Annotated in this window: 7 protein-coding genes; 3 read left to right on the top strand and 4 right to left on the bottom strand. The window is 72.7% G+C overall.

The genetic code is table 11. The features are described from left to right. Positions 1-565: 565 nt before the first annotated feature. The gene (locus Asi02nite_RS40680; protein WP_203719389.1) at positions 566-1141 is read right to left on the bottom strand and encodes a GNAT family N-acetyltransferase; all 576 of its coding nucleotides are present in this window, start codon (positions 1139-1141) and stop codon (positions 566-568) included. Between Asi02nite_RS40680 and Asi02nite_RS40685 the strand changes: the two genes are divergently transcribed. Then, positions 1140-2348: a glycosyltransferase 87 family protein gene (locus Asi02nite_RS40685; RefSeq protein WP_203719390.1), complete on the top strand. Its 1209-nt coding sequence runs from the start codon at positions 1140-1142 to the stop codon at positions 2346-2348. The genes Asi02nite_RS40680 and Asi02nite_RS40685 overlap by 2 nt on opposite strands. On the opposite strand, the gene Asi02nite_RS40690 is transcribed toward Asi02nite_RS40685, so the two are convergent. Beyond that, positions 2289-2831, bottom strand: a complete 543-nt coding sequence (locus tag Asi02nite_RS40690) for a GNAT family N-acetyltransferase (protein ID WP_203719391.1) — start codon at positions 2829-2831, stop codon at positions 2289-2291. The two genes, Asi02nite_RS40685 and Asi02nite_RS40690, sit on opposite strands and share 60 nt — an antisense overlap. Before the next feature lie 65 nt (positions 2832-2896). Here Asi02nite_RS40690 and Asi02nite_RS40695 point away from each other — a divergent pair, with 65 nt between their 5' ends. Together Asi02nite_RS40695 and Asi02nite_RS40700 are read left to right on the top strand one after the other, a co-directional pair. Continuing rightward, positions 2897-4126, top strand: coding sequence for a winged helix-turn-helix domain-containing protein (locus Asi02nite_RS40695; RefSeq protein ID WP_203719392.1), 1230 nt, complete (start codon positions 2897-2899; stop codon positions 4124-4126). Next, positions 4123-4836 carry a DUF2752 domain-containing protein gene (locus tag Asi02nite_RS40700; protein ID WP_373312451.1) on the top strand — a complete coding sequence of 238 codons (714 nt, stop codon included), beginning with the start codon at positions 4123-4125 and terminating at the stop codon, positions 4834-4836. The genes Asi02nite_RS40695 and Asi02nite_RS40700 overlap by 4 nt, the downstream gene beginning before the upstream one ends. Positions 4837-4897: 61 nt before the next feature. On the opposite strand, the gene Asi02nite_RS40705 is transcribed toward Asi02nite_RS40700, so the two are convergent. Together Asi02nite_RS40705 and Asi02nite_RS40710 are read right to left on the bottom strand one after the other, a co-directional pair. Further along, positions 4898-5038 carry a hypothetical protein gene (locus Asi02nite_RS40705; protein WP_203719394.1) on the bottom strand — a complete coding sequence of 47 codons (141 nt, stop codon included), beginning with the start codon at positions 5036-5038 and terminating at the stop codon, positions 4898-4900. 16 nt (positions 5039-5054) lie between these two features. Then, on the bottom strand, positions 5055-5852 hold the full coding sequence (locus Asi02nite_RS40710) for a DUF4097 family beta strand repeat-containing protein (protein ID WP_203719395.1): 798 nt from the start codon (positions 5850-5852) through the stop codon (positions 5055-5057). Positions 5853-5905: the final 53 nt, after the last annotated feature.

Genomic DNA, 5905 nt, shown 5'->3' on the forward strand with positions numbered 1-5905 from the left:
TAAGGGAGCTCGCGGGCGCCGTGACACATGTGGACCCGGACGGCCACGCCCGCCGGTAACCGACCCGCATTGGGGGCTGGGCCGGCCGGTCAGACCCTGGACCCTCGCGGGCGTTGCGGCTTCGCGCTGAGCGGAGGTCGCGGCGTCCGTGGCTACGGCCATGGCCACCCTGGCGGTCCGGTTTCCGGAGCTAGTCATCTTGATGGCGCCGTTCCCGCTGCTCGCGGCCGTTCCGGCGGTGATTCGGCCGCTGCGGGCGTTCAAGGTGGCCGCCTGGGGTCTGCGTCGTCCTCTTCTTCCCGCTCAGCTGCCTCGTCTACTTCACGGCCATGGTCCAACTCGCGGCCGTGCTCCCGCTGGCGCTCGCCCCGACCCGTCTCACGGCCGCAGCGCCACGCGCGGTCACCCTGTCCTGCGCCGCGGTGTTGGCTGTGCCCCTCGTCGTCGCCGCGGCATCGACCTGACGGCGCACTGACGGTGACCCGCCGCGGACATGGCAGCGCAGCGGTGTCTGGCGGGAGCGACGGTCGCGCCCCGGGCGGGCCCGAGCCATCCAGCCCTTGATCTATTCCTGCTCGGCCGGGTCGGCGGTGAGGTCGACGTGTAGGCGCATCTGGTAGACGAGCATGTCGTCGACGTCCAGGGCGCGGCCCGCGCCGTCCGGGGCCCAGCCCGCCGTGGTCAGGAACTTGCGGGTGGCGGCGTCGCCGTCGTAGGCCCAGGCCACCGCGAAGGCGAAACTGTCCTCGCGCCACAGGTCGACGCTTGCCGCCAGTAGGCGGCTGCCGTGGCCGCGGCGGCCCCAGCGGGGCTCGACCAGCAGGTCCGTGATGGCCGCCACATCGTCCGGCAGAGCCGGCTCCTCCGGGGCCAACGCCTGCTCGTCGGCGGGACCCGAGGCGGCAAAACCCACCAAGTACGATTGTTCCGCCTGCTCGACGGCCACCAGCACCCGGTGCCTCGGCGACGGTGGCTGTTCGACCGCGGCGCTCCAGCGTTCGGCGATCCAGGCCTCGTCGAGGTCGTCGAGCACGTGTCGGGGCAGCATCCGGCGATAGGCGACCCGCCAGGTCGCGATCTGGATGCGGGCGATTTCGGCGGCGTCCTCGGGACGCGCCGGGCGGACGTACCCGAGTGCCATGAGTGGTGAGCCTACGGAGTGGGAGCAGGGCTTGATCGAGCGGGCCGCGCGCCGGCAGGGGGCGATCGTCGCGGGTCTCGCGGTGGTTGTCCTCGTCTTTCTCGTCCTCTTCTCCGCGCGCCACGGGTTCTTCGACCTGAAGGTCTACTACGGCGCCGTCAACTACTGGATCCACGACCACGGCATGCTGTACGACTTCCTGAAGCCGAACAGCAAGTACGGCTTCACCTATCCACCGTTCGCGGCCATCGCGATGGTGCCGATGGCGGTCGTGCCCTGGGCCCTGGCGATGGTGATCAGTGTGGCGCTGTCGCTGGCGGCCACCTACGCCCTGCTGCGCTGGATGGTGCTGCCGATCGCCCTGCGGGAGCGCTGGACCCCCTGGTTCGTGCTCGCCGTCGCCGCCCTGCTGATCGCAGCGTTCGAGCCCTACCGCGAGACGATCACGTTTGGCCAGGTCAACCTGCTGTTGATCTTCCTGGTCGCGCTGGACCTGCTGGTCGGGCTGGCCGGCGGGAAGCGCTGGGCCGGCGTGGGCATCGGCCTGGCGACGGCGATCAAGCTCACCCCCGGGGTGTTCATCCTCTACCTGCTGGTCACCCGCCGCTGGCGGGCCGCGCTGGTCGCGACCGGCACCGCCACGGTGGCCACCCTCGCCGCGGCGGCGGTCGACCCGGCGGCCTCCCGCGAGTTCTGGACCGACGCTCTCTGGGACACCAACCGGGTGGGCTCGCTGGCCTTCGTCTCGAACCAGTCGCTGCAGGGCGTGGTCGCCCGGCTGAACCCCGAGCACCCGTCGTCGCTCGCCTGGCTGGTGCTGGTGGTGGCGGCGATCGGCGTCTGGGCCTGGCGGGTACGCCGGGCGTCGCTGGCCGAAGGGCTGGCGCTGACCGGCGTGCTGGGCTGCCTGATCAGCCCCGTCACCTGGGTGCACCACCTGGTCTGGCTGCTGCCGGCGCTGATCCTGCTGGCCGACGCCGGCCTGCGGCGCCGGGGGATGCTCGTGTTCGCGGCAATCGCGTACGCCGTGCTGTGCAGCCGCCTGGTCTGGCAGTGGGAGTACGGCTTCGGTGGGGTCGGCGGCTTCCTGGGCAGCAACGCGTACGTCTGGGTCAGTCTGGCCCTGCTGCTCTTCCTGCCGCTGCGCTCAGCCGTCGATCGTCCGGACGTAGCGCAGCTCCGGGAGCGGGACCCGGTCGCCGCTTGACGGCAGCGTCACCGTGAACTCCGCCCGTTCGCCGTCTTCCGCGAAGCCCGCCTTCGCGTAGAACCGCCGGGAGCGATGGTTGGCCTCGAGCACCCAGAGCCGGACCTCGCGGAAACCGCGGGCGGCCAGCTCGGCCAGGGCCGCGGCCATCAGCGCGCGGCCGACGCCCGTGCCGACCCGGTCCGGCTCCAGATAGATGGCGAGCACCTCGCCGACCGCCGGGTCGAGGGCGGTGCGGTCCTGCTGATGACGGTACGGGCCGACGGTGGTGAAGCCGATGATCGTCGGGCCGTCCGTGGCCACCAGGGTCTGGAACTCCGTGGCGTCGTGCCATTCGCGGCGCCGGGCGGCCCGCTGGGCCGGGTCGAGCGCGTCGAGCACCTCGGCCGGGATCATGCCCGCGTAGCCGGCCTGCCAGGCGCGGACGTGCAGCGCCGCCACCGCGTCGATGTCGTCGCGGGTCTCGGGCCGGATCGTCACCATGCCCACGGTGTCTACAGGCAAGCGCCGCTTCCGCGCGCGGAATTTTGTCGTACGGGTCGATTAACGTGCGGGTCGTGGCACTCGAATCGTTGTCGCTGGCGCAGGCCCGCCGCATCGCGCTGGCCGCCCAGGGCTTCACCGACCCGGCGCCCGCCGGTGTGCCGACCGCGCGCCATCTCCGCCGGGTGGTCGGCCGCACCGGCCTGCTCCAGATGGACTCGGTCAACGTGCTCCAGCGGGCCCACTACCTGCCGCTCTACAGCCGGCTCGGGCCCTATCCGACGGCGCTGCTCGACCGGGCGGCCTACCGGCGGCCGCGCACGCTCTTCGAATACTGGGGCCACGAGGCGTCGCTGATCCCGGTCGAGCTGCAGCCCGCGATGCGCTGGCGGATGGCCCGCGAGCACCAGTGGGGTGGCCTGCGGCGGTTCGCCGAGGAGCAGCCCGAGCTGGTCAAGTGGGTGCTCGACGAGGTGCGCGAGTCCGGCCCGCTGACCGCGGCCGAGATCGAGCGCGACGAGCCGCGCGACAAGTCCAACTGGGGGTGGAACTGGTCGTCGGTCAAGCAGGCGCTCGAATACCTGTTCTGGGCGGGCGAGGTGAGTGCGGCGGCGCGCAACACGTCGTTCGCGCGGGTCTACGACGTGCCCGAGCGGGTGCTGCCGGCCGAGGTGCTGGCCGCGCCGACGCCGACGGAGGCCGAAGCGCACCGCACGCTGGTCATGGTGGCCGCCCGCTCGCTGGGGGTGGCGGCCGAGTACGAGCTGCGCGACTACTTCCGACTACCCGTGGCCGGCGCCCGCGCGGCCATCGCGGCGCTGGTCGACGAGGGTGCGCTGCTGCCGGTCCGGGTCGAGTCCTGGAAGCAGCCGGCCTACCTGCACCCCGAGGCCAAGCTCCCGCGCTGGGTCCGCGGCGACCGGCTGATCAGCCCGTTCGACCCGCTGGTCTGGGAGCGGGCGCGCACCGAGCGGCTGTTCCACTTCACCTACCGCATCGAGATCTACGTGCCGGCGCCGCAGCGGGTCTACGGCTACTACGTGCTGCCGTTCCTGCAGGGCGACCGGTTCACCGCGCGGGTCGACCTGAAGGCCGACCGCAAGGCGGGAGTGCTGCGGGTGCCGGCGGCGTGGGCGGAGCCGGGCGTCGACCGGGTGGCGACCGCGCGCGCCCTCGCCGCCGAGCTGACCCGGCTCGCGGGTTGGCTCGGCCTGTCGGCAGTTGCTGCACCGGAAGGCGGTGATCTGGGCGGGCCGGTCGCAGCCGCGCTGGGAAGCGCGGCCGGTGTAGCGTGACGGCCATGACATCCACCCAAGGCCCGACCGCACCCGCGGCCGAGGGTGCCCCCGCCGGCAGCCACCCGAACGCCCCAGCGCCGGACGGCGCCGCGGACGCTGCGCAGCAGTCGAACGGCGCGGCTCCGGCACTGCCGCCGAAGGGCGCCGCGCCCTACGAATTGCAGCCGGACGGTGCCGCATATGACGCCGTGCCGGATGGTGCGGTGGCCAACGGTGCGGTGCCGCCGGTGTTTCTGCCGCCGTCCTACGCACCGCCGCGGCGGGGGCGGGTCGGGCGGGCCTATCTGCGGATGCTCGACCGAGTCCCGCGGTGGCTCGGGCCCCTCGCGGTGCTCGGGTGCATCGGTGGCGCGGTCGGCTACACCCTGGTCAGCAACCCCACCGACAGCGCGTCCGACGCGCCGCCGACCTGCATTCTCAAGTTGACCACCGGGCTCGACTGTCCGGGGTGTGGTGGCACGCGCGCCGCGTGGTACCTGCTGCACGGTGACCTGCCCGCCGCCGCGCGGCATCACCTGTTGTTCGTCTTCGCCGTGCCGTTCGTGATCTACCTCTACATCGCGTGGGCGGCGCAGACGGCGTTCGGGCGCAAGCTCCCGCAGCTCCGCATCCCGCCGCTGGCCCTCGCGGTCTTCATGGGCGCCTGGCTCGCCTTCTCGATCCTGCGCAACCTGCCCTGGGCGCCCTTCACCTGGTTCTACGTCTAGAAAACCAGAAGACCCGTCCGGCCCCGAGGGGGCGGCGGGTCCCTGGTGGAACGACAGACGATCAGCGCTGCGGATGCTCACGGTCGCGGCGCATCGCGCGGGCCACGCGGACGGCCAGGTGGCGGCGGGCCGCGGTGCGGCGCATGGCGCGCTGGCGCTCGTTGGCGATGGAGAGCAGGAAGTCCGGGTTCTCGTGCATCACGCGAAGTCCTCTCAGGTCAGGCGCGGTGGATGTCGATGTCGCCGCTCATGGTGCGCAGCTGCAGGTTGAGTTGGTTGCCGGTGGCCTCGCCGGCGTCGGGACCGGACGTGCTCATGTCGAGGCCGTTGCGGGTGTCGCCGGAGAGCGTCTTGACGTCGAACCACACCCCGGTGCCGGCCCGCACACCGATCCGGACGTCGCCGGAGGCGCTGGTGATACGGGCGGTGCCGCGCTGGGCCCGGCCGATCGAGATGTCGCCGGACGCGGTCTCGACGCTGATGTCGCCGCCGGCCTCCTCGACGTTGACGTCGCCGCTCGCGTACTTGCCGGCCACGCTCCCGCCCACCTCCCGCACCCGCAGGTCGCCGGAGGCGCCCTTGGCGCGCAGGTGACCGTCGACGCGGCTCAACCGCACGTCACCGCTCGCGGTGCCCACGGTCGCGTCGCCGCTGACGTGCTCGGCCGTCACGTCGCCGGAGGCGGCCTCGACCTGGAGGGTGCCGACCCGGCCGTCGCAGGTGACGTCGGCCGACGCGGACTTGCCCGTGATCGCGCTGTCCAGCGGCACCCGCACCCGGATCGCGACCGACCCGCCGCGCAGCCGGAAACCGCTCTGGTTGGGGGTCACGACGTGCAGCGTGTCGCCGCGGAACTCGACCTCGGTCTCGTCGGCCAGCCGGCGGGACTCGCCGCGGCGGTCGGCCGGCTCGACCTCGACCGCGGCGCTGGTGCGCTCCTCGGCGACGACGTCGACCGAGCCGGAGCCGATCCGGAACGAGACGGTGACCGGACCTTCGACAGGGAACTCTTGCATGGCGGTGCTCCTTCGGGAGAGGGGTCAGGCCCGGCCGTAGCCGGTGATGTGCC

The organism is Asanoa siamensis (assembly GCF_016862555.1).
Classification (GTDB): Bacteria; Actinomycetota; Actinomycetes; order Mycobacteriales; family Micromonosporaceae; genus Asanoa; species Asanoa siamensis.

Coding starts and splice junctions, on each gene's coding strand:
- Asi02nite_RS40685 (WP_203719390.1), top strand. CDS start 1,140: ATGAGTGGTGAGCCTACGGAGTGGGAGCAGGGCTTGATCGAGCGGGCC.
- Asi02nite_RS40680 (WP_203719389.1), bottom strand. CDS start 1,141: ATGGCACTCGGGTACGTCCGCCCGGCGCGTCCCGAGGACGCCGCCGAA.
- Asi02nite_RS40690 (WP_203719391.1), bottom strand. CDS start 2,831: ATGGTGACGATCCGGCCCGAGACCCGCGACGACATCGACGCGGTGGCG.
- Asi02nite_RS40710 (WP_203719395.1), bottom strand. CDS start 5,852: ATGCAAGAGTTCCCTGTCGAAGGTCCGGTCACCGTCTCGTTCCGGATC.